At 38.0% G+C, this 22350-nt stretch carries 23 protein-coding genes and 1 riboswitch; of the genes, 9 read left to right on the top strand and 14 right to left on the bottom strand.

Features of this window, described 5'->3' with window-relative positions; all coding sequences use genetic code 11:
• Positions 1-95: 95 nt before the first annotated feature.
• The 3 genes from ACOQO5_RS09770 to dnaX all read right to left on the bottom strand — a co-directional run bounded on the left by ACOQO5_RS09770 (position 96) and on the right by dnaX (position 2618).
• On the bottom strand, positions 96-500 hold the full coding sequence (locus ACOQO5_RS09770; protein ID WP_420581509.1) for a hypothetical protein: 405 nt from the start codon (positions 498-500) through the stop codon (positions 96-98).
• Positions 501-948: 448 nt separating this feature from the next.
• Positions 949-1311 (bottom strand): hypothetical protein, encoded by a 363-nt coding sequence (locus ACOQO5_RS09775; protein ID WP_420581510.1) that lies wholly within the window; start codon positions 1309-1311, stop codon positions 949-951.
• Positions 1312-1502: 191 nt separating this feature from the next.
• Positions 1503-2618 (bottom strand): DNA polymerase III subunit gamma/tau, encoded by a 1116-nt coding sequence (gene dnaX, locus ACOQO5_RS09780; RefSeq protein WP_420581511.1) that lies wholly within the window; start codon positions 2616-2618, stop codon positions 1503-1505.
• A gap of 154 nt (positions 2619-2772) precedes the next feature.
• Between dnaX and ACOQO5_RS09785 the strand changes: the two genes are divergently transcribed.
• Positions 2773-3090: a hypothetical protein gene (locus ACOQO5_RS09785; protein ID WP_420581512.1), complete on the top strand. Its 318-nt coding sequence runs from the start codon at positions 2773-2775 to the stop codon at positions 3088-3090.
• 32 nt (positions 3091-3122) lie between these two features.
• On the opposite strand, the gene ACOQO5_RS09790 is transcribed toward ACOQO5_RS09785, so the two are convergent.
• The 5 genes from ACOQO5_RS09790 to ACOQO5_RS09810 all read right to left on the bottom strand — a co-directional run bounded on the left by ACOQO5_RS09790 (position 3123) and on the right by ACOQO5_RS09810 (position 8112).
• Positions 3123-3800 (bottom strand): thiamine phosphate synthase, encoded by a 678-nt coding sequence (locus ACOQO5_RS09790; RefSeq protein ID WP_420581513.1) that lies wholly within the window; start codon positions 3798-3800, stop codon positions 3123-3125.
• 143 nt (positions 3801-3943) lie between these two features.
• Entirely contained in the window at positions 3944-6187 is a 2244-nt protein-coding gene (locus ACOQO5_RS09795; protein WP_420581514.1) for a TonB-dependent receptor, read from the bottom strand.
• A gap of 49 nt (positions 6188-6236) precedes the next feature.
• Positions 6237-6337, bottom strand: a riboswitch (TPP riboswitch).
• 52 nt (positions 6338-6389) lie between these two features.
• Positions 6390-6926: an AAA family ATPase gene (locus ACOQO5_RS09800; RefSeq protein WP_420581515.1), complete on the bottom strand. Its 537-nt coding sequence runs from the start codon at positions 6924-6926 to the stop codon at positions 6390-6392.
• A complete protein-coding gene (locus ACOQO5_RS09805; protein ID WP_420581735.1) occupies positions 6893-7054 on the bottom strand; it encodes a nicotinamide mononucleotide transporter in 162 nt (53 codons plus the stop codon). The genes ACOQO5_RS09800 and ACOQO5_RS09805 overlap by 34 nt, the downstream gene beginning before the upstream one ends.
• 569 nt (positions 7055-7623) lie before the next feature.
• The gene (locus ACOQO5_RS09810) at positions 7624-8112 is read right to left on the bottom strand and encodes a helix-turn-helix transcriptional regulator (RefSeq protein ID WP_420581516.1); all 489 of its coding nucleotides are present in this window, start codon (positions 8110-8112) and stop codon (positions 7624-7626) included.
• Positions 8113-10047: 1935 nt separating this feature from the next.
• Here ACOQO5_RS09810 and ACOQO5_RS09815 point away from each other — a divergent pair.
• From ACOQO5_RS09815 to ACOQO5_RS09830, 4 genes are all read left to right on the top strand, one after another.
• Positions 10048-10233, top strand: a complete 186-nt coding sequence (locus ACOQO5_RS09815) for a hypothetical protein (RefSeq protein ID WP_420581517.1) — start codon at positions 10048-10050, stop codon at positions 10231-10233.
• Positions 10234-10363: 130 nt separating this feature from the next.
• Positions 10364-10765: a hypothetical protein gene (locus ACOQO5_RS09820; RefSeq protein ID WP_420581518.1), complete on the top strand. Its 402-nt coding sequence runs from the start codon at positions 10364-10366 to the stop codon at positions 10763-10765.
• Positions 10766-11254: 489 nt separating this feature from the next.
• Complete coding sequence (locus ACOQO5_RS09825) at positions 11255-11998, top strand: sensor histidine kinase (RefSeq protein WP_420581519.1); 744 nt, start codon at positions 11255-11257, stop codon at positions 11996-11998.
• The gene (locus ACOQO5_RS09830) at positions 11995-12753 is read left to right on the top strand and encodes a LytR/AlgR family response regulator transcription factor (protein WP_420581520.1); all 759 of its coding nucleotides are present in this window, start codon (positions 11995-11997) and stop codon (positions 12751-12753) included. The genes ACOQO5_RS09825 and ACOQO5_RS09830 overlap by 4 nt, the downstream gene beginning before the upstream one ends.
• Before the next feature lie 110 nt (positions 12754-12863).
• On the opposite strand, the gene ACOQO5_RS09835 is transcribed toward ACOQO5_RS09830, so the two are convergent.
• The 4 genes from ACOQO5_RS09835 to ACOQO5_RS09850 form a co-directional block, all read right to left on the bottom strand.
• Entirely contained in the window at positions 12864-13694 is an 831-nt protein-coding gene (locus ACOQO5_RS09835; RefSeq protein WP_420581521.1) for a S1 RNA-binding domain-containing protein, read from the bottom strand.
• A 96-nt stretch (positions 13695-13790) separates the two neighbouring features.
• Positions 13791-14738 (bottom strand): hypothetical protein, encoded by a 948-nt coding sequence (locus ACOQO5_RS09840; RefSeq protein WP_420581522.1) that lies wholly within the window; start codon positions 14736-14738, stop codon positions 13791-13793.
• A gap of 111 nt (positions 14739-14849) precedes the next feature.
• Positions 14850-15188 carry a hypothetical protein gene (locus tag ACOQO5_RS09845; RefSeq protein WP_420581523.1) on the bottom strand — a complete coding sequence of 113 codons (339 nt, stop codon included), beginning with the start codon at positions 15186-15188 and terminating at the stop codon, positions 14850-14852.
• 18 nt (positions 15189-15206) lie between these two features.
• The gene (locus ACOQO5_RS09850; protein ID WP_420581524.1) at positions 15207-15998 is read right to left on the bottom strand and encodes a vWA domain-containing protein; all 792 of its coding nucleotides are present in this window, start codon (positions 15996-15998) and stop codon (positions 15207-15209) included.
• A 204-nt stretch (positions 15999-16202) separates the two neighbouring features.
• On the opposite strand from ACOQO5_RS09850, the gene ACOQO5_RS09855 reads away from it, so the two are divergent.
• From ACOQO5_RS09855 to ACOQO5_RS09865, 3 genes are read left to right on the top strand one after another with little or no spacing between them, the layout of a single operon-like run.
• Positions 16203-16700, top strand: a complete 498-nt coding sequence (locus ACOQO5_RS09855) for a GyrI-like domain-containing protein (RefSeq protein ID WP_420581525.1) — start codon at positions 16203-16205, stop codon at positions 16698-16700.
• A gap of 26 nt (positions 16701-16726) precedes the next feature.
• Positions 16727-18676: a histidine kinase gene (locus ACOQO5_RS09860; RefSeq protein ID WP_420581526.1), complete on the top strand. Its 1950-nt coding sequence runs from the start codon at positions 16727-16729 to the stop codon at positions 18674-18676.
• Positions 18669-19427, top strand: coding sequence for a LytR/AlgR family response regulator transcription factor (locus ACOQO5_RS09865; RefSeq protein ID WP_420581527.1), 759 nt, complete (start codon positions 18669-18671; stop codon positions 19425-19427). The genes ACOQO5_RS09860 and ACOQO5_RS09865 overlap by 8 nt, the downstream gene beginning before the upstream one ends.
• On the opposite strand, the gene ACOQO5_RS09870 is transcribed toward ACOQO5_RS09865, so the two are convergent.
• Complete coding sequence (locus tag ACOQO5_RS09870; RefSeq protein WP_420581528.1) at positions 19424-20221, bottom strand: DUF3108 domain-containing protein; 798 nt, start codon at positions 20219-20221, stop codon at positions 19424-19426. The two genes, ACOQO5_RS09865 and ACOQO5_RS09870, sit on opposite strands and share 4 nt — an antisense overlap.
• Positions 20222-20357: 136 nt before the next feature.
• Between ACOQO5_RS09870 and ACOQO5_RS09875 the strand changes: the two genes are divergently transcribed.
• Positions 20358-21533 carry a twitch domain-containing radical SAM protein gene (locus ACOQO5_RS09875; protein WP_420581529.1) on the top strand — a complete coding sequence of 392 codons (1176 nt, stop codon included), beginning with the start codon at positions 20358-20360 and terminating at the stop codon, positions 21531-21533.
• Here the strand turns inward: ACOQO5_RS09875 and yaaA are convergent.
• On the bottom strand, positions 21508-22287 hold the full coding sequence (yaaA, locus tag ACOQO5_RS09880) for a peroxide stress protein YaaA (protein WP_420581530.1): 780 nt from the start codon (positions 22285-22287) through the stop codon (positions 21508-21510). The genes ACOQO5_RS09875 and yaaA overlap by 26 nt on opposite strands.
• Positions 22288-22350 lie beyond the last annotated feature (63 nt).

Consider the following 22350-nt stretch of genomic DNA (forward strand, 5'->3'; position numbering starts at 1 on the left):
ACCCAAAATCAGAGCTTTGGTTTTCGTAGAACGACCCTGATGAATATTTATAATCAACCCAATCATTTACCAATTTCCATTTACCAGAAACCGGATTACGATGGATGTAGTCTAATTTCTGATAAGCAATGGCTGGCGTCCATAGTTCCATCGCTCGCGAATTTTCTTTCCTTGTTTGGTGCATCAATTTGGTAAGTATAAAGTTTTTCTTTAGGTAATAATTTCTTAAACTCATGTGCTGTGAATTTCAACAGAGATACACTGGGAAGTTCTTTACCATTCAAATGATTCATCCGCCAAATTAGATGTATATGGTTTGGCATGATCACAAATCCAAATACATCAACAAGGCCTTTTTGGGAAAGATAAAGTAAGGAGTCAGTAATAATTTGTTTGTAAACGCTTTCTTCAAGTAGTGTTTGCCATTTGTTTATAGTGGCTGTCCAAAAGTAGATTTTACCTACTTCAAGATTTGAATTGGTAGGGTTGGTGGTTTGCATTGCAGAAAGTTAATCAATTCCGTGAATTGGGTCGCTCGTGAGGACACGAGCTTGGGCGAGAGTGTTTAGGTTGGTGTCTAATCGCTATGTTTCAGGTTTCTGCGAACCTGTGCATAAAAATCTTCCTGTACGCTATGGTTTGTGTCTCCACGAACCTTTTGCATTGTAGAAAACTAATCAATTTCGTTCATTGGATGGCTCGTGAGGACACGAACCTGGGCGTGAGTATGTTGTGGTTTGTGTTTAAGTGCTATGTTTCAGTCTTCACGAGCCTATGCATAAAAAACCACCTTTGCGCTATGGTTCGTGCCTCCATGAACCTTTTTGTATGCTAGCAATTTATCCATTTCGTTCATAGGATGGCTCGTGAGGACACGAGCCGGGGCGTGAACATTTTTGTATGTGCTTAACTTCAATGGTTCGAGTCTCTATGAACCTTTCACCTCAATTAATGATCTGTATCCAGCCCAAATTCATCAGCTAACTTGAGTAGTGCGGGGTTCTTCTTAGCCATGGCTTTGAATTTTTCTTCGGCTGTATAGGGTCTGCGTTCTTCTGTGTCCTCTGATACCTGATAATTAAAAGCCACAGAAGAGTTTTTCAATTCATTTCTTAGGTAACCCAATAATTCCACCTCAACATTTTCGATCATGGCGATCTCCACCGAGTTGGTGATGGTCAGCTGGATTTGACTATCTATCACCTTGATGGGCTTGGAAAGGATGATTTTGACGGTGTTTGACACCTTTTTTTCAGAGATATATTGATCCAGTTTATTGCGTACAGCTTCTTGAGTAATAGGTGTAAGCAATTCTTCGCTGACCGCTTCTTTTATCTCTTGCTTCTTGTCTTCCTGATCTTCCTTTTTATTAAATATAGTTTTAAGGCTTGGCGTCTTCTGAACTGGTGCAGCTACAGCATTAAGTGGTGCTGGTTTTGGTTTTGAAGGTGGCGTCGTTGCAGAAGTATTTTCAGCGGTATCCGAAGGAGTAGGAGAACTCGCTACGCTGTCACTTTTTTTTTTATGTCAGCAGATGCACCGGCTGACACTTTGAAGGCCTGATCCAAATAGCCTAGTTTCATTAAAGCCAACTCTACGTGGAGTCTTTGATTCTTGCTGGATTTGAAATTCAAATCGGCCAAATTCAGGATATTCAATCCCGACATCAGGAAGGAAAGTGAAATAGCCTTGGCTTGCTCTAGATATTTTTCTTGAATGTTTTTAGAAACATTCAGCAGTTTCACGGTTTCAGGGTCTTTGCACACCATCAAGTTTCTGAAATGTTCAGAAAGGCCGATTAGGAAGTTGTGTCCATCAAAACCATTCTTTAATATTTCATCATATGTCAGCAATGCTTCAGATACATTGCCCTGATCAAGCATGTCTGTCAACTTAAAGAAATAGTCGTAATCAAGAATATGTAAGTTCTTGATGGTATCCTTATAAGTGACTTTGTCTCCAGACGAGAAGGTTACGATCAAGTCAAAAATAGAAAGCGCATCTCTAAGAGCACCATCCGCTTTTTGAGCAATCAAGTGTAAAGCTTCTTCTTCGCATTCGATACCTTCCTTCTCTGCAATCTTTTTCAACTGATAAGTGATATCATCAATTTCGATTCTGTTGAAATCAAAAATCTGACACCTGGAGAGTATGGTAGGAATTACCTTATGCTTCTCTGTGGTAGCCAAAATGAAAATGGCATAAGCAGGAGGTTCCTCTAAAGTCTTCAAAAAAGCATTGAACGCCTGATTAGAGAGCATGTGAACCTCATCTATAATGTACACCTTGTGTGTCCCTTGCTGAGGTGGGTATCGGACCTGATCGATCAGGTTTCTAATGTCTTCTACAGAGTTGTTGGAGGCAGCATCAAGTTCATAGATGTTCAGGGCATTAGCAGATTCAGCATTTCCCTGATCTTCAAACTTATTGACCATTCTGGCCAAAATCCTGGCACAGGTTGTTTTTCCCACACCTCGAGGTCCACAAAACAACAAGGCTTGCGCCAGGTGATTGTTGTCTATGGCATTTTTTAATGTAGTTGTAATATGGCCTTGACCTACCACTTCAGCAAAGCCGAGTGGTCTGTATTTTCGTGCCGATACTACAAAATTTTCCATGGGCGCAAGATAGTAATCAGAGAATAATTTCCTCGCAAATTGGTGATCAATAATTTAAAAATTTCAATCTGCATGAATTCTGGAATCAGCAACAATCTAAACTTTATTTTCTCAAGCGGTATCATTAGATTTGAATCGACAAAATCAATTAGCTATGAAGACGATCAAGTTATTACTATTGATATTGGCGTTAGGCCTATTTGTAACCCATCAAGGCATTGCTCAAAAAAGCAAAAAACCCAAATATCAAAAAGAAACGAATAAACCTAAGGCGTATCACGTACATCAGCATGTGATGGTGACTATGAAAGATGGAACACAGGTTGAGGCTGTGGTTCATGGACACATCTCTAAGAAGAAGTATTGGGTGCGTCAGTGGCACAGCGGGAGAGAAGGCCAAGTTCATGAAAAATATATGAGAGCACTATCCGAAAGCGAAGTCTCTGAGTTGAAGAAGACCAAGAAGAAGTAACAAAAAGGCTGATTCAAATGAATCAGCCTTTTTTAATACTCAAAATCTTCTTCGCTATCTGATGTAGAGTCTGGTTCATCAAAAGAGGCATCAGGCAAGAGTAATTTGATTTCTTCAATTGTCTCTTTTTTGTCAAAAGAATTGTTGATTAAAGAGTCTATGGCCACACCATAACACCCTGTAAGCTGCAAATCAAAGATACTTTCCAACTCAATTCCGCCAGTTGCGAATATGGGGATATCAATGTCCTGTATAATCATATTATTCAAGACATTGGAATAACCCGTGATGCCTAAAGCAGGGTTCAGGTTTTTATCTGTAGCCTGAAAAGGTCCGAGCGTGATAAAATCAACTACTTTCGATTCATACAACAATTCGACTTCTTCCCAAGTATTAGCTGCTGCGCCAATATATGGCTTATCACCTAATATTGACCTTGCTTCTACAGGATCCATATCATCTTGACTGAGCATGACGCCATTCGCACGTACTGCTTTGGCAATTTCAACATTGCCATTGATAATCAGAGAGGCATTATACTTTTTGCAAACGGATTTGGCTTCAAAAGCTAACTCTTCAAACTCTTCCGCTTCTAGATCATCTATTCCCAGTTCAACCCAATCAACTCCTGAATCGCAGGCTTCTTTAATGTTTTGTAAATGGCCGTTTTCATCGGTTTCTTCTGATAGGTAATGTAATCTACTGATCATCTTTGCTGATATAAATTATTCTTTTCAAGTCATTGAATGACACTTGCAGTGTGCTAAAAAAGCAAAGATACATTCCGATTTACTTTAAATAAAAACAGCCAGCAATTTCCTACTGAAAGAAAACTGCTGACTGATTATCTCGCTTAAAGCTTAATGTTTAGACCAAGCATGAAGTTGGTTCCAGCTTGTGGGTAGTAGAAATTTTCTCTAATCTCGTCTCCACCGCCTCGATAGCCCCAGGAGTAGCCATTGGCTGAATACATTTTGTTGAAGAGGTTATATACTGCCAGTTTCAAGCTTATGGCTTTAAAGCTTTCACCAGTGAACGTATAGGTAGCTACAGCATCGCTTATATAGTAGGCATCTAGTTTACGAGAGTCGGTAGAAGTATTGTCGAGAAATTGTTCTCCAACATATTTATGTATCCATCTCAGATTCAAACCAGAGAGAGGAGAGTAATCGAGATTACCACCAGCTACTACATTTGGCGAGAAGGCGATGTCTGTTTCTCCATACGAAATGACATCAGCATTGTATTCATCCCAACCGACACCATAGTTGTATATAGTTTCATCGAAGCTCTCTATTTTATTCTTGCTAATAGTAGCATTGGCATTTACTTTTAGATCTTCAGTCAGTTGATAGCCTGCCTGAAGTTCTATCCCAGCTCTATAACTTTTATCTACATTGGCTCTAAGAGATGAACCGACATCATTCAATTCACCAGTGAGTACAAGCTGGTCTTTATAATCCATCCAATAGAAATTAGCCTGGAATGAATATTTACTTGAAGTTCGACTATAACCTGCTTCAAAATCAGTCAGGTTTTCAGCTTTTGGAATAGTTCCGCTCACGTTATCAGTAAAGTCGGACCTTACGGGTTCTTTGCTTCCTATCGCTACAGATGCATACACATTTGATCGATCATTTATCTGATATTTCAATCCGAATTTTGGATTGAAGAAGTTGTAATTGTGTGACTGGTCAATTGTCAGACCGTCATTGTCATTCCCTTTCATAGTGTAATCAACCGTACGGTATTGTAAATCACCAAATAGTGATAATTGATCAGAGAGGTCATAAATTGCCTTTCCAAATATGTTGAAATCTCTTTTTAAACTGTTATTTGAATAATAGGGGTGACGGATAGCTCCATTACTGGCAAATTGTGCCCAAATGACTCTTCCAAAGTGATCTCCATCATATTCATTCCATGCTCCACCGAGTGTAAATCTAAAACTGTTGCTTGGTTGATAATCAAGAGAGAAAGTAGTGCCGTAAAAATTGTTATTCAACCATCGGCGTTGGATTAAATCCGTGCTAGTGATGGTTTCAGAACCAATCGTTATGTCATTTAGTCCATAGTCAGCAAAATCTCGATCTGTTTTGTACTGCTCAAAATAACCTTCCCCATGAATTAGAAAGAGAGCAACATTAAGTGTAATTGATTCCGATAAATCAAACGCAGATATTAATTGATAATGTGTTTGCTCATAATCATCTACTTCATTGTCATAAGTATATTGATTGTAGGTTCTGCCAGAGTTGAGCAGATTGGCACGATCAGCATCGCTCAACCCATTTCTATCAGCGTATGCATTCATTCCATCTACGTCATCATTCATTCTGGATTCAGGGACACCATACCAAGCCTGATAAGTGGTTTCGTGACCAGAGAATATGTTGAATTTGATTAGTGCTTTTTTGCCGTAATACCCTCCAGATAAAAAGTAAGATTTCAAATCTGAAGTAGCTCTATCTACATAACCGTCCGATGAGATCCGAGACAATCGACCATCAATAGCAAACTTGTTGGCAATCAACCCTGTACCAAACATGGCTGTACGCTTCCATGTATTAAAAGAACCATAGGCATTGTCTATTGTAGCGTATGGATCTTTGCTCAAGCCTTTGGTTTCAATATTTACAGATGCGCCAAATGCACCGGCTCCATTGGTTGAAGTTCCTAAACCGCGTTGAACTTGAATGGAAGAAATGGAAGAAGCAAAGTCTGGTAAATTTACCCAGAAAACTCCTTGAGATTCTGGGTCGTTGTAGGGAATACCATTCAAAGTAACATTTACTCTGGCAGCATCGCTTCCACGAATTCTGATTCCAGTATATCCTACACCAGCACCAGCATCAGAAGTTGTAACAGCCGAAGGTGTATTCTCCAAAAGATAAGGCAAATCTTTGCCCGTGTTGTTTTCTTCAATTTCTTCTTTTTTGATTTCATTGAAGGTCATTGGTGTTTTGCTAGTCGCACGTGTAGAAGAGACTACTATCTCTTTTAGATCTACTGTTTTGATTGAGTCCAGCATGGTTTCATTTTGTGCATAGACCGCAGCGTTGCATAATAATATGGCAACTAAAAATTGAATTTTCATTATTGTAAACTTATTAGTTAATACTTGACAAGAGCTAAGGGCACTCCTGTCTTTAGCGTACCACTATTTCCCTTCGACCGCATTATCGGCATCAGGTTCAATGGGTATAATCTCAGCCTGTAATTATTAGAGGCACCCCCTTATGGGCGCAAAGGTATTAGATAAGTTTTGTAAAAAGCAAGTAGAACTACTCAAGAAAAAACTATTTATTCTGGTATTTATGGATAGCTTTAATTGCACGCCGAGTGCGAAGTAGACCTAAACCTGAAATAATTTCATATGGTTTTTTTAAACCATCTATCTCATTTTTGTAAATATCAAAAATCACGTTTCTATCATGAGGGTTTTCTCTCAATGGATCATGTTCCCAGGCCATATCAGGAGAGAGTAATAAATAGAGATCCGCTGTTCTAGAATTGAAATTATCCAAAATATAGGAGTCGCAAGTTTGGTATTTCCATTCCGACCATATTTTTATTACTTCCAAACTTGTATCTAAGAATAGGGTTGAATGACCATTGCACAATAGCTCATTCTCATTTTTGATTTGCCCTTTGGCTATTTCTACCAGGTCACTGTCCTGGTATGGGCGATCTAATTCTGAGAGGTAACTTCTTGCATATTCGGGTAACCAGGGCTGTTCAAAATACTCACTTAACTGCCTGGAAAGTGTTGATTTTCCTGTGCTCTCCGGACCTGTAATGACTACTTTGAAAGTAGGTTTGGTGATTTTTTCCATGCGAGATAGCCTGACACTGCCATGACAATGTATACGCCGTATAAAAATGAATAAAAATAAATGCCTTTGTAAAAATAGATACCACAAGCCAGAACATCTACTGCAAACCAATAATACCAGTTTTCAATTTTCTTCTTTAGTCATCAGCCAAATTCCCGTGACACTTAAGACAGAAGTGGTCGCATCCCAATAGGGTATGGCCGCAGGTGTTATATGTGCTCCAGATTAGGTGTATGTTAGCTAAGGAAGTAGCCGAAACAATACCGATCCCCACAAAAGGATAGAAGCAAGAAGTACTAGATGTTTTGATTCAAACTGTATGAGTTGTGATAGGCAGTTCTTTTTCTTCTTTTTTCTTTGCCAAATACCCAAAAATACCAACCATATATATTGAGAATTAGAAATACTAATATGGAGCAGGAGGTCACCATAAAGCTGTATTTCCCAAAAAACAACAAATGAAACCAAGTACATAAAGTATGCCTGCTGGCCAGGTGAGGATGCTTTCTTTGATCAGATAAAAAACAGTCTAAAAGGCCGAATATCGAGCCCGGATAAGTTCATATAGATCTAATGCCTAATGCATAGCGAATAATTTCATTGAAATATAGATCCATCTAATGAAATCACTTGAAAAATTTGAAGCTGCAATGATAAGGGGTTTGTCTCAAAACAAATAATTGGTGTTTGTACTGAGTTATGCTATTGCCAAATGATGCTCTTCGGAATCGAATTTTATCAAAAAGTCTACCAGGTTGTCTTCTGTGGCCAATCCAAATTTCTTTCTCAATCTATAGCGTGCTGTTTTAACACTATCTGACGATATGCCTAATATTCTTGAGGACTCCTTCAGGTTCATATTTAACCTTAACAACGCACATAGTTTGAGCTCAGCATTACCTAATTCTGGAAATCGATCTTTTAACCTTACAAAAAAGTTGCCATGCAATTCTTCAAACATGATTTTGAAATTGTCCCAATCATGATCCATTCTGAAACTACTGTTGATTATGCCATTCATTTGATTGAGCTCCTTGATTGAACTTGTATCTGATTGTTTCTTTAGTTCAGCTATTTTTTCTGTGAGTTCGTTGAGTAGTTCATTTTTTTGAATGAAGTTGAGCGCATATGATGTAAGTTCCTTGTTTTTTTGCTCTACCTGTGATTGAAGTTCTTTCTCTATCATTTTTGCATTTCTCACTCGAAGTCGAAGCGTATAGATCATTAAAGTAGATAAAAGAAGAATAGCTCCAGAAACTACAACTAGTAGCCAAAATTGAAATTGGTCCTCGACTTGCTGTTTTTCAAGTAGAACAAGTTGTTTGGCTTTTTTTTCATCATCATATTGTAGCTGTAGAATCTCTGTTTCCTTTTGTACATCTGCACTACTGGTAGAGTCCTTTATCTGAATGTGTTTTTCGTAATAATCTAAGGAGGTTTTGTAATCATGGATGCGCGAATAATAGTCTGAGAGCCCCAGATAAATTTCTTGTTCAATACGTTTGGCATTGATGCTTTCAGCGGCAAGTGCTAACGCCGAGTCTAAATAAACTTTGTCTTTTTCGAGTATACCCTAACTCTGCATAGTTGGAAGCAAAATTGGTGTATACACTTCTGCGAGTCTTTTTTTACTTTCTTTGAGCTTGAGATAATCTCCTGGCAACTTGTCAGATATGTTCGATGGCTGTGGTAGTGAACTCACCTTTACTATTGTATGCTACGGCTATATTGTTATTTACTAGTGCTAATCCAACAGTATCCTTTATGTGCTTCAACAAAAGGAAGATCTTTCTTTAGATAAATTAATGCAGAGTCAAAATCACCTAATTTTCGGTACTCAGTACCCATATTGTTATAAGTCCAGGCCAAGCAATTGGCTATCTTGTTCTAGCTTTGGCCAATGTCGATCACAGATTTAAGCATTTTTATAGCTTTGTCATGCTGGTTGAGATTGCCATAGATATTAGCCGAATTCATCTATAATTATTCTCAGCCATCTATCTTCTCCTAGCTTCTTCATAAAGTTTCCTGGGCTGCTAGGTTTTCATTGAGCCCTTTTTCTAATAAGCCTTTGGTCCAATACGCAATTCCCAAAATGTGATGAGCATCGAGCAAGGCCAAATTTATAATCAGAGCTCTATAGATAATTCTAATAGCCAGCAAACCTAATTTTTCTGTTAATATCAGGATCAATGGTGTAATAGTCATATCCAATTCCTAATCATCCAATCCACTTTTGCTTCATGTAGCAGGGATGGTATCGGAAATAGGGCCATTAAAGAGTCAAATTGTGCGTTAGCCGATTGAGGGTAAAACCGAAAAAGGCTATCACTATTGCAATAAAGGAGTGTTTCATACTCTTTTTAGTTTAAATGATGAGCCGATAGCTATACACATGTCACATGTTCAGCTCGGTGTGGAAGTGGCGATGGAATCTTGGGTATTTGTCTCTAATAATGAATTGTCTAGTTCCAGCATATCCTGCAGATACTATTTCTCTTTGTATCATGTAAGAATTGTCTTGATGACAAATATGAGAACAACCGATTGATAATGCCTGTCCAGGCTGTAGTTGATACATTCGTATCATTTCATTGATATGTCATTTCCAGGCAGTTTGAATTTTGCCTTTGATGACTGCTGAAATTGTTTTTTCTGCATTTTTGTTTTCCATGATCAAGTGAAATACCACACTCTTTTTTACCACAACTCCCGTTGGCATAAATACTTAGGTCATCAGTGAAGCCTCATTACCAAATGCATCGCCATGAAAATCCATTCCACCTCCGTTTTCTGCTGCCAAAGCCAGGTTGTAGATGTCCATGTATGTCAATTCACTGGTATGCTTATCTTCTGGTAGTGCAGATGGGTCTGCATGTTCTCTTGCTACATGCAGTAGATACTATAGAGAAATAATCAAGAAAAGAACAGACGTTTTTATACATAGTTTATTTTTGAGCTGTTGTACTTGTTGCAATAATAGCTAAAGTTAACACGAAATTTAAAGACCATACCGTATGGATAAACAAGCATAACTAAATTTTTGTTTGAATTCTATCATTCTGCAAAGCCAATTGGTCACTTATTGGCTTCCGGAGTGAGAATTGTATAACTTGCACACATGAATATTGTAAGGAGTTGGCGAGAACAGAAAATTATACTCAAAACTTGGTTTCCTACGTTGAGAGATGAAGATTTTTTGTTTGAACCTGGGGAGAGAGAAAATATGCTAGATCGGTTAGCTGCTAAATTGAGTAAAACTCGTACTGAGCTAGAAATAGTGTTTTCTGAATTACAACGTTATTGACAACCCGATAAGGGTGTGCCCAATCACTTCTTCAATGAAAATCTTGTATACCATCACCTGACTTTAGCAGCACATTCTCAAACGGTCTTGAGAATCTTTAACTTATTAACTAATTAAAATAAAATTTGGCATGGAAAATCATGTATTGGACAATTTGAAATATTCTTATCTCTGGAACAAGTATCGTCCGATGGTACTTAAATTGATGAAGGATGCTGCCGAAAAACCACAACAGTATAAATTTCAAAAACACGAGTTTCATGATATTAATCCTAAAGAGAAAGGTGGTCATTCATTCACAATGGAATTATCCAATGGGCGCCCAAGTAAAGAAGTGAAGACATCCATGGTCGCCAAAAGTCTATTTGCTGTTTTGGATCAGTCAATGACTGCGGTGGAATTATCTCAAGGTGCTACTTATGAGTTCGCCATGGATAAACAATACAATTTGGCCATCTCACTAAAAGAATCACAAGAAGAAACCGCTTCTCAAGTTTCTGAAGAAATAGAAGAGCTCCCTAAAGAAGCTTAATAAATACTTATAATGGCAAGTTTCTTGGAACTTGCCATCACTTTTTCTGCAAATTGTCACACCGGCAGTATTTCGATTAATGTCTTATCGTATCTTTAGTGTTTCAATCATCGATTGTTTGAAGTGCGAATCAAAAACAGTATAAATGTTTATTTTGGGAAATTGCCTATTTCCCAGACCACACTGGTGATACTTGTTGTCTTATTAACAGTATTTCAACTCTTGCAACAATTCACATTTCACTTAACCAATGCTTATGATTTTGAGTTTAGTTGGGTGTCTATCAGCACCAAACTTATAATCAGCAATGTCATTTGGGCCATACTCAGTCCCTTGCTGTTTACCATAGGCAGGAGAGTTTTAGCCTCCAAGAGTATTTTTCAGCTTCGAATTTTCCTGACTTTTTTAACAGTTGTATTTTTCACATCTGTTCAAAATGGCTTATCGATATGGCTTTATAATTTCACTTATTATCTCCAAGTTGGTTATATGCGCGATTTCTTCGGAGATAATAATCGTTCTGAATTGATAACTGGCTTTTTTACCAGCTTGATCGAAGGAGTGGTAATTATCGGAATATTTATGGCGATTGATTATCAAAAGAAATTGGTCAATAAAGAACGAGATTTGGCAAAAGCACAACTGGATGCACTAAAAATGCAGTTACATCCACATTTCATTTTTAATACGCTTCATTCTATATCTTCCATGATCGACATAGATGTGAAAAAGGCACAACGAATGATTACGAAAGTGGGAGACTTGCTTCGAAGTATGTTGGTCAATGATGAAGTGGAATTTGTCACATTGAAACAGGAAATCGACTTTATTAGGAACTACCTCGAACTCGAGCAAATTAGGTTTCAAGATAGAATGGAAGTTGACTTTGAAATAGATGAAAATTTGATTCAATGCAAAGTACCTAGTTTGATCCTCCAACCATTAGTCGAAAATTGCATCAAACATGGAGTATCCAAGAGTACGGGATTGAGTAATATATCAGTTTCAGCAATGACCTATCAAAATGGATCACCCGAACCTTGGTTGAAGTTGGTGATAAATAATTTTGATAATGATGGTTTAAACGCTAAGGATCAGGTGGGTTTTGGTATAGGACTTCAAAACGTAAAGAAAAGATTGGAACAGGATTATCAGGAAAATTATTTCTGTGAATTTAGGAAAGTGGATGACCAGCAATTTAAATCTGAAATTAGAATTCCCCTTATGGCATGATTAGATGTGTGATTGTAGATGATGAGTTTCTGGCTCGCGAGCGATTGAAAAAATTGCTGGCCGTACATACGGATTTTGAAGTAGTAGCTGAAGCAAAAAATGGAAAGCTGGGAGTGGAAACAATCCAGGTAAAAACTCCGGATTTGGTGTTTTTGGATATTCAAATGCCTGATCTGGATGGATTTGGAGTCATTAACAAACTGGATAAAGTACCGTACATTGTATTTACTACTGCCTATGACCAATATGCTCTGAAGGCATTCGATGTGCACGCGATGGACTACCTGTTAAAACCATTTGATGAAGATCGCCTTAGCGATACATTGGAATTGGTTAGAGAGCGAATTGCTTCTGATCAATCGAGTGAATTGGCAAGTCAAATGAAATCTCTATTCAAAACTTTTGAAGACCCAAAAGGTAAGTTTCGTAGATCATTTCTGATCAAGGATAAAGGTTTTGAAAATGAAGTTAGGGTTGAGGACATAAGCTATATGGAAGCGCAGGGCAATTATGTGAAATTGGTTACTGAGAAAAAAGATTTTCTTTTTCGGATTGGGATGAATATTCTTGAGTCTGAGCTTGATCCCAGTCATTTTATGCGTATTCACAGAGCGTACATTCTCAACAAGCACTGGATTAAGAAGCAGAGCTATCAAGGAAATAATGAATTCAAATTTACGCTACAGAGTGGTTTAGAACTGAGCTCCTCCAGGTCTTTCAAAAAGCATATTACAGCACACACTGCTGATCAATAACTGAACTACTCAACCCCATGACGTTTGAGGTGTAATTGACATTTGTTACTTTCGAAAAGTACATTTCAAGTTCAAGAAGGCCTTCTCAGGAGATTGAGAGGGTTCTTTTTCTAAAGAAGTTCTATGCTGTCAGGATTGAGTTTTACCAGTTTTTTCTTATATAGAATACCTAATGATCGCTTGAAGTTCTTCTTACTCATTTGAAGCATCATTTGAATCTCCTCAGGTGCACTCTTGTCGTGAATATTGAGCTTGCCGTTGTTGAGCTTCAGTCTTTCTATGATTTTGGCAGCACCATCTTCCAGTTGCTCCATTCCAGTTTTTCTCAGACTGACATCGATTTTTCCGTCTTCTCTGATTCCTTTGACAAAACCCTGCATTTTATCTCCCTTCAACAATTCCTGAAAGACTTCATTTTCGTAGATGAGTCCTTGGTACTTGTTGTTGACAATGACCGCCGTACCCAATGGCGTAGTTTCACCGATGATTAGGTCTACTTCTTCGTTGTTTTCTAGTTCGATATTCTCCGATTCAATGTAGTAATAAATCTTAGCACTGCCGGCGAGTCTTTTTGTAATTTGATCGAGGTAAACATACACCATGTGCCATTGACCGGGTCGCATGTTCTTTTGCTGTTCGCTAAAGGGAATAAGCAAATCTTTTTCCAGTCCCATATCCATGAATGCGCCAATATTATTGACATCCTTCACCTCGAGACAGGCAAATTCATTTCGCATGACTTTAGGAGTGAGGGTAGTGGCTACAATTCGATCTTCTGAATCGGTATAAACAAATACATTGAGTTCATCTTCTTCCTGAGCGTTTTCTGGAACATACTTGTTGGGAAGTAGAACTTCATTTTCTTCTTCATCGATGAGAATGGCGCCGGGAGGAACTAATCTGGCAATGCTTAATGAATTGTATTTACCGATTTCTATCATATGGCAAAGCTAGATTAAATTGATGTGTTTGTTTGAATAGCAGCCAAGTATGTTTCATTAGGTAAGAATGATTCAGTTTTACGCTCTGTAGTCAATCTATTCTGCTTTATTTGATTGTATCTCAATTAGGCTATCCATTAGTTTTCCTTCATTCCTAACTGTTAAATGTTCTTTTGTAACTGGAATTCCAAGTTTGAGTAGTGCACTTTGAACAGAGTTTTTATTTAGGGTAATTGGAATCAGTTTTTTGCTACTGTTCGATAAAAAATATAGTTCATCATCTACAAGTACTTGATTCCTTTGATTCACCAAAGAAACAGCTCCACTACTTAAGTTCTTTTTTGTATTCAGTTTGAGCAGGTAAACTTCTGGTGACTTATATAAAACTTCGAATAATGTCCGCTCATTTTGATCTGCCATCTCTGAAATGACTTCTACTTCATATATGTCGGTATTAGCGCTAAGGTGTTGTTTAAATTCAATTAATACATCTTCTCCAAACGTAGCAATATCAATACTCAAACTTTGCTCATTGGTTTTGCTCATCATCGAAAGTTGAATAATCTCCAATGCCGGCAGTGCCTTGTATTCCATCAGGTATTTGGTGAGTTCTTTGACCGTCAACCTTGATTTGGCAACTACCTGATAAGTTTTTTGTATTCCATATCCATTTTCAAAATGTCGTAAGTGACCTTTAATAGTAATTCTAAAAGATGTGAGTGCTGTAGTACTAAACCTGTAATGCTTTGCTCCTGTATTGACATACAAAGCATTTTTTATGGTGTTGAATTTTAGTTGGAGGGAATCAAATGATTGTCCATTGGGCAAAGTCACATCTCCATGATGCCAAAAGACATGGTCAGCATTGAACCGTGTGTCTAGAAAAAAGTTAATATCTCTTTTGACAGTGCTTTTTTCTACCGAGTATCCATTTAACGTCAGATAGTTTTCCAATGGATCCTGACCATAAGTACTATGAATGCTAATCAGAAAAATTGAAACGATGAAAAAGAATTTGTTGTTGATATAGGAAACGTTAAGCATGGATTGAGGCATACACTTTATACATTCCAATTAGCCAAAAACCTTACCCATCAACTACATATGAGAAATTAAAGCTACTATGACAATTGAAATCATAGTAGCTTATCCCTCTTACTCAAAAATCAGTTGCTTGGACTTACCCAAATCTTTTACTGCATTTACCATGGCATGATCTAGTGTGTTTTCTGATGCAGCGACCGGTTTATTGTCTGCAATAAATTGCTTGCGTTTTGCACTGAGTTTTTGAATTTCCTTTTTAATTGACTCTCTTTCGTTCGTTACTTTTTTTACATAAGCTTTTCTTTCGTCGGCATCCATTTCTTGCATGGGTTCTGGAAGATATTCTTCCTCTACGGATTCTAGAACTTCCTCATTGTCTTCATAAGCATCCACCAAATCCCAGCTTGAATTTTTATAAGCATGTGAGCTTTTAGAAATGGCACGTTTCACCTTATTGGCCTGGCTGTATTATTCTGCATTTTGATCCTGTCTCATTTGCATTTCCTTTTTGCTTTTACCTTTGGAACCATAATAGATATAGGTCTTGTTTAGCTCATTATTCAATTGATCTATTTTGTCATCATATGGCGTTTGCACGTATACTGTCTTTTGATTTTGCTCAATACTCATGTAAGACCCACCAGTAAGTGTTGCCCCGTGTCTCCAAGATGTGCGAATACCTTCGTTGTAATCACCGCAAAAGATGGTGTTAACCACAATGTCTTTTTCTTTGGCCAAATGACAGGCGGATTCATAAGTGACATTTCCCTGGCTAAAAGGCTCGTTGCCAGCGATAAAGATCATTTTCAAATCAGCTTTTGAGTCTGACCAATTCAATTTTTTGATGGACTTATTAATCGCATAACCACAGTACTCGTCTCCACCATTGGTTGATAGTCCAAATAGTCGCTCCGATATTTCATCTAGATCCGTGGTTAGATCAGTGACCATTCTCATATAGCCTTCTGCTTGAGGAAGACCATCATTCCCATATTCAAAAAGAGCTATTTGAATTTCAGGTCTGCTTCCATTGCCACATTTAGCAGCAGCCAATTCATTTACTATCGTCCAAAGTTGGGATTTGGCCTGGTCGATGAGACCATCCATGCTATTGCTGGTATCGAGTAATAATGCCAGCATGATTTTTTGCTTATCTGTTTCGGGTTTGGCTTGAGTGGTTGGCGAAAAACAGCTAATTGTAAAAACTGTAATAAGAAAGAAAGCGATAGTTTTAACTGATACTGAGGTTGAATTCTTCATGACTTTTTTGTTTAAATGATGATTCAAAAGTCTGGGGATTGGGTCAAACAAAATAGCGGCAATGAGGGAAGGGTAGCTTTCACTGAGTAAAGGAAAGCTTTCATTTAGCTGGAGTGGAATTAATGATATTTCATTGTATAAACTCATTTTTTATTCCTTCGTTTTGTGTGCAAATTTGTTGGAGTTGAAATTAGAAAGTGAACTATGCAAGCACCACGAATTGTTGAGTCATCTGCCAAAACACTTGTAGGTATGTCTATGGAAATGACCTATATGACTAATAGCCTAACTGGGAAATTGTGGGGGACATTTATGCCTAGAAGAAACGAAATAGTAGGTACGTTATCTCAGGATAAATATTCCCTACAAAAGTTTGAAACTGATTTTGACTGGAGACTGGCTGATGAGAATACACGTTTTGTGAAATGGGCGGCCATGGAAGTGGAAAGTAAGAATGACATACCAAAAGGTATGGATGTGCTAGACTTGGAAGGAGGCTTGTATGCAGTTTTTGTTCATAAGGGCTTGAGTAGTCAGTTTCATCAAACCTTACAATACATATTAAGAGAATGGATGCCTACCTCAGGTTATGAGGCCGATGGCTCTCGTCCGCAGTATGAGTTACTGGGAGAGAAGTATATGAACAATCATCCAGATTCAGAAGAAGAAGTCTGGTTTCCAATCAAGAAACAAAAAGCTTGAATAGTTACAAAACGATATTAACCTTGATGTTTTTTCTGCTAATTGTCATGGGTGCCAACGCCCAGGAGAAGAGGAAGAAGGCATCGAAGTATAGGAGTTTGTCAGAGCGAAATATTTCAGTTGATCAGAGTGTACCAAGTTTGCTGAAAGAAGCAGAATCTTTGATGGCTACTGATCCAGCCGGTGCATTAGATTTGGTTGAACAAGCTTTGGCGACAAGCATAACACAAAAAAGTTTCTTCAATGAAGCCAAGTGCTATATAGTGCTTGGGAAAATCAATGAGAGTCAAAGAGAACTCGAATTGGCCAAACAGAATTATCAGGATGCTATAAAGATCCTAACAAGCGCCTATACAGACACTGAGGATTATAGAACTACTTTGGACGCTTTGGGTAGAGTGAACTTTGAATTGGAGAACTTCGAATTGTCAAAGCAATATTACGAGCGTTTGGGTCAGACTAAGATCGAGGAAAGTAAGCGGTTGGAGGTGGAACTGAATGTAGCTGAGAATGAGATTGAGCTAGGCCAAACACCTCAGGCCATTGAGCGTGTGAACCAATTAGAACCATCGGCTACCTATAGTCAATCCAGAGAACTACAATCCAAGGGTCGTGCTGTAAAAGCTCGAGCTTATGCGAAAGAAGATAATTTTGCGGCAGCGGAAGAATCTCTGGCGCCAGAACCTTCCGCAGAAGGGGCAGCTGCATCGAATGACCTCGACTATGAGTTATCAAAAGTAGTGATGGAAGACATCGAAGCGGACGAGCTTCTTAATATCTATCAGGAACAAGATAAAAAGGAAGAAGAAATAGCGTTGCGCGAAAAAATTGCTTTGAAGAAAGCAGCTTCTAATCAACCAGTAGAAGCTACTAAACAGCGGCAAGCCATTGGTAAAGTCTTGATTGAGCAAGGAAAAACCTCAGAAGCCATCGAGCAGCTTAAACAAGCTGTGGTCCTTGCTGATTCTACCGGAAGTGCTGAAGAAAGAGCTAATGCTTATTTGGCTTTGGCAGAAGCTTATAATCAATCTGGGATGAGGACTTTGGCTTTAGGCGCTTACAAAGCGCATAGTGAGGCACTGCAGCGCTTTATGGATGAACAGAACAATAAGACTAGTGTCAGAGAGTCTTTGCTTAGAAAGCAGCAAGACATTCAAGCGCTAACGAAAGACCTGGCTTTAGATGAGTCCAGCTATCTGCTGGAAGAAACTACCTCTGAATTGCAGGTTCAGCAATTGAAGAGCCAGCGGTTGATGATTTATGGTCTATTGGCTTTGTTGATATTGGTAGTAATTGGCGCCTATTCTATTCATAGGAAGGCGCAGCAGACCAAGCGAGTAGGGCAGTTGTTGGCCCTGAAGTCTCTACGTTCCCAGATGAACCCTCATTTTATTTTCAATGCCTTAAATTCTGTAAATCAATTTGTTGCGTTGAATGACGAAAGAGCCGCGAATAAATTTCTGGCTGATTTTTCAAAGCTGATGCGTATGGTGTTAGACAATTCTCAGAAGGAGTTTATTACCATGAGAGAGGAACGGGAAATGATAGCTTTGTATTTGAAACTTGAGCACTATCGATTTAGAGATCAGTTTGAGTATGCTTTTGAAATTGATGAGTCACTGGACTTGGATGAAATAGAAATTCCACCTATGCTGATTCAGCCCTATATTGAAAATGCCATATGGCATGGATTGAGGTATAAGGAAGAAAAAGGTCAGCTTAATGTCAATATCTATCAGAATGGAGAAGGTGTGAAAATAACTATAGAAGACGATGGGATTGGCCGATTTGCCTCTAAGCAACTAAAGACTGATAACCAGAAGAAGAAGAATTCTGTAGGTTTGAAAAACACGTTGGAGCGGGTGTCAATTATTAATCAAGTATATCATACTAATTATGTCATTTCAATTTCTGACCTGAACGAAGATCGGTCCGGAACGAAAGTTGAAATATTAACACCTTCGAATCATGGATAAGCTCAAGGCCATATTGGTAGATGACGAACAGGACAGTAGACAGATATTGTCTAATTATCTGGCGAAGTATTGTCCTCAGGTTGATTTGAAAACTGAATGTAAAAACATTCAGGAAGGGTTAGCGGCTATCGAAAAACATCAACCAGATTTGGTTTTTCTAGATATAGAAATGCCATTTGGTACTGGGTTCGATTTACTTGAGCAATTGGATAAGGTTAATTTTGAAACTGTATTTGTGACTGCTTATGACAACTATGCCATTCAGGCGTTGAACATGAGCGCGGCGTATTATTTGCTCAAACCGTTGGATATTGATGAGCTTGTTCAGGCTGTAGAAAAAATTCATGAGGAACGAAAGCAGAGCAAGGATTCGTTTCATGTGCAGGTACTACTAGACAACATCAAGCATGAAAACGAACGACCCAAAAAGATCATGCTGCCTACATTTGAAGGGTTTGAGATTGTACCGATAGATCAAATCATCTATTGCGAGGCAGATGACAATTTCACAAAGTTTCATTTGAAAGATGTAGCCAAACCACTATTGATTTCAAAGACATTGAAGCATTTTGAAAACATGCTGCCTGCCAATAAATTCGTAAGAATACACCGTTCGAGCCTTATCAATACTGATTATGTGATTAGATATACTAAAGGTAAAGGAGGGTATGTCACTATGGAAAATCAAGTAGAATTAGAAGTTTCTCCAAAGAAAAAGCCTCAGTTTCTTGAGGCCTTTAAATTGTCTTAAAATATTGGCTCGCCATTATTGAGTTCGACCAATTCTACTCTTCCTTTTCCTAAGAATGGGAGCTTAGTCTGAATAAGTATAGGGTACTGGTTTTTATCTGAACTAATAAATATTTCAACCGGACGATTCTTTTTCAATTTGTCATTTTCTGGCAAAAGAAGGTGCAACTTATAGGTGCCTACATATCGTTCATTAAACTCTATGATATGCTGTCCCATATAGCGCACACCTACTTGATACAATTTTCTTTCATAATGGGTGGTAAGCATCACGGAGTCCCCGATATTAAGATTGATCCAATCGAAATGTTTGAAATAGAGAAATGTACCAAGCACATCTTGAGTATTCTCTTCAAGTTTTACTTGCCAGGCGCGATTAGGGTCTTCTCTTTTATAATCCAAAACCTTCACATCCACGGTCATGGAATCATAATTGTAGTTGGTCCATTGCTCCCAAGTAGCATCACCACTTACCACATTTTTTTCATTGTAAATGGGCTTTTGTGTTTTCTTGTCAATCATAGACGTATAATTATCATCTAAGCTGCCAAGCCAGTTGCCCAATCCAAGTGTTTCCGCATAAACACCTACTTTGTAGCAGGGAAACCCGCGCCAATAGGAATCATTATCAATAGTGACCTCACCACTTCCAATGCTAAACCAACCAAGTTTTAACTTGTATTTAAGCGTTTCAACATTAGAGGATGGTTTTTCCACTCCATTGGATTGAGCATACAATGTGTGGCTTATGAAAAGCGCTAGGAATAAAATGAACTTGCCAAACTTAAAATTCATGATTCGATATTTAGTTTCAACAATAATATTTCCATGATTGCTTTAAAGAGTAATTTTGAATTGACAATGGTCGTAATCACTAATTTAAAACATCAATTTCGAGTTCTTGCAAAATTCAAACCAAAACTTATGCCTGATGCCCTGGCTTCATCTATATGTAGATACGGATGGCCTAGCAAAAGCATGCTGTAATGCCAATATAGTTTATGGTAACATAAACACTCAATCTTTAGATGAGATCTGGCAAGGAGAACCTATTCAGGCGTTTAGAAAGTTTTTGAAGGACGGAAAAAAGGATAAAAGATGCCACTCATGTTTCAGTAAAGAAGCAGCAGGTAAAAGTAGCATGAGAACCGAAACATTAGAGAAATTTAATCATAAAATGAATTGGGTGGACAAAACATCTTCAGATGGATCTTCAGCTGATGCTCAACCGATTTATTTTGATATTCGATTCAATAATTTGTGCAATCTTCGATGCAGAACCTGTTGGCATGGTGCGAGTTCAAGTTGGTTTGAAGAAGCAAAATTGCTCAAACAAAATTTTGGAAATAAAGCAATTGTTGAAGCAAGTAGAGATAGTTCAAAGTTTGTGAAAGAACTTTTAAATCAAGGCGTAGAAGTAGAAGAGATCTACTTTGCTGGTGGTGAGCCTCTTATGATGAAAGAGCACTATGATTGGTTGGAGGGATTGATAGACCAAAAGCAAACCACTGTTCACTTGAGATACAATAGTAATTTGAGTGTTCTCATGTTAAAAGATAGAAGTGTATTGGATTTGTGGAAGCATTTTGATCGAGTGACTGTGTCCGCAAGTATAGACCAGATGGGGGCAGAAGGTGAGTATTTAAGAAAGGGATTGTCTTGGGAAAAATTTGTTGATAATATTAGGGCAATAAAAACTCAAACACCCTTCGTCAAAATTGAGATTGCCCCTACAGTGAGTGTACTAAATGTAGCTTCAATTCCTGCATTGCATCAATTTTTTGTAAATGAACAGCTCATTGATATAGATTCAGTGTATCTGAATCTGCTTTCAAGGCCAGATTATTTCAACATAAAGGTGTTGCCTTCATCTCATAAAAAAACAGTATCCCAGTCTATTCAAGAGCATATAGAATGGCTATCCGCTCGAGGAACTAAAAAGGATTTGTTGGAAGAATTTCAAGCACTGATCCAATTTATGTATCAAGAAGACTGGTCCGGAAAATTACCGAAACTCAAAAAACAATTAGAGACCATTGATCAATTGAGAGGTGAGAATTTCCAACAAATTTTTCCAGAGCTTAAGCAGGTGCTTGATCCCTTTTAAATATTATATTGTTTTCAGTAGAGGACTTTGGATCATAGTAATAGCCTTCATCGTCAAATCCCTTGAGTAGTTCTGGACTGTTGATTCTGTTTTTTATGATGTATCTGGCCATCATGCCTCTCGCTTTTTTGGCAAAAAATGAGATCACTTTGTATTTGTCATTCTTCAAGTCAAGAAATTCAACATCAATCACGTTGGCCTTGAGTGATTTCCTTTTGATGACTTTGAAGTATTCATTGGATGCCAGATTAACAATCACCTGATCTCCTTGTTCTTTTAAGTCCTTATGTACCAATTTCACAATTTGATCATTCCAATATTTGTATAAAGAAGAGTGATCTCCGACTTGAAGACTTGTGCCCATTTCTAAGCGATAAGGTTGGATGATGTCTTTTGGGCGTAGCAGTCCATACAGCTCGGATAGTATTCGCAAATGAGTTTGAGCAAATGCTATATCTGAAGCATCAAGTTGATCAACATCTAATCCAACATATACATCACCTTTGAAGGCATGAATACTCTGCTTTGAGTTATCTAATGTATGCTCCCTTCGATAGTCCTTATATCGCTTGACATTGAGTTTAGCAATATTTTCACTGACACCCATCAGTTGCTGGATATCCTCAGCTTTTTTCAATCTTAGTTCTCTGATGAGGCGATTGGTCTGGGTAGAAAATCGCGGGGTAGTGAATGATTCTTGCTCTATGTTGTTTTCAAAATCCAGTGTTTTGGCTGGAGAAATGACTGCGATCATAAGTGACTATTTGCTTAAGAAGACAAAACTATATGAACGAATAGAATTATAGGACTTTCGGTT

The sequence above is a fragment of the Reichenbachiella sp. genome, assembly GCF_965223055.1.
Lineage (GTDB): Bacteria > Bacteroidota > Bacteroidia > Cytophagales > Cyclobacteriaceae > Reichenbachiella.